Source organism: Rhizobacter sp. P2_H2 (genome assembly GCF_056403375.1).
Genome location: NZ_JBFUFP010001363.1, coordinates 1 through 1,209 on the forward strand (window position 1 = coordinate 1; position 1,209 = coordinate 1,209).

The 1,209-nt window shown below is 73.7% G+C and carries 1 protein-coding gene and 1 pseudogene; both read left to right on the plus strand.

The features are described 5' to 3' along the window. On the plus strand, positions 1 to 612 hold a 612-nt coding region (locus AC1D15_RS33120; RefSeq protein ID WP_477829407.1), incomplete at its 5' end, for a sensor histidine kinase. A 95-nt stretch (positions 613 to 707) separates the two neighbouring features. Then, positions 708 to 1,209, plus strand: a pseudogene (locus tag AC1D15_RS33125) (hypothetical protein); the annotation flags it as partial.

Here is a 1,209-nt window from a genome sequence, read left to right on the forward strand (position 1 = left end):
GTGCTGCTGGCCGGCGTCTCGCACGACCTGCGCAGCCCGCTCGGCCGCATCCGCATGGCCGCCGAGCTGCTGCCCGACACCCCCGAGACGCAGGCCCGCCGCGCCAGCATCGTGCGCAACGTGCAGGACGCCGACCGGCTGATCGAGAGCTTCCTCGACCACGTGCGCGCCGGCGAACTGCCGTGCGACGAGACGGTGGACCTCGCCGCCGTCGCGCGGCAGGTCGTCAGCAGCTTCGAGCGGCCCGCCGCCGAACTCTCGCTCGACGCGCCGGCCGCATTGCCACGCGAGCACGCCAACCGGCTGCTCGTCGAGCGGCTGATCGCCAACCTCGTCGACAACGCGCTGAAGCACGGCCGCCCGCCGGTGCGGGTGCGCGTCGGCGGCTCGGCCGCGCAGGCCTGGATCACCGTCGACGATGCCGGCGACGGCATCCCTGCCGAGGCCGTGGAGCGCCTGACCGATGCGTTCGCGCGCGGCGACGGCAGCCGCTCGCGGCCCGGCACCGGCCTCGGTCTCGCGATCGTGCGGCAGGTCGCGACGCGGCTCGGCGGCGCGCTGGCCTTCGAGCGCGATGGCAGCACGCACCGCGTGCGCGTCACGCTCGGCTGATGTTTCAATGCTGTCGCAAATCGTCGCGCAACGCGGTCGCCACGCCGCGGCCCACCGCGTTCAATGGACACCCACAACTTTCCGAGGAGCCCGCCATGAGCCGTTCGATCCGCCGTACCGCCCGCTTTCCGCTCGCCCTGCTGTGCACCACTGCGCTGGCCGCCTGCGGCGGCGGGGGCAGCAGCAACAGTGACGCCGGCGAGCAGCTGAGCCTCGACACCGCCACCGGCTACAGCGCGAACGCCACGCTGGTCTCCGGCGACGCGGGCACGGTGCTCGACACCAGCGTGCTCGCGGCCCAGTCGGTGGTGGCCACGCAGGCCACGGTGGCGGCCGCCCATGAATCGGCGCAAGGCGTGTCGGCCCTGGCGGTCACGAACGCCACGGTCGACTGCGCCGGCGGCGGCAGCGCGGTGCTMAGCATCACCGGCGGCACGCCCGGCAGCCTGCTGAACGGGCAACTCGATGCCGGCGAGGTCTACACGCTGACCTTCATGGACTGCGCCGGCGCCACCGGCGCGGCCGCCGTCAGCGGCTCGCTGACGATGACGGTGGTGACGGCCGATGCGAACACGCTGTCGGTCACCACCGAAGCCG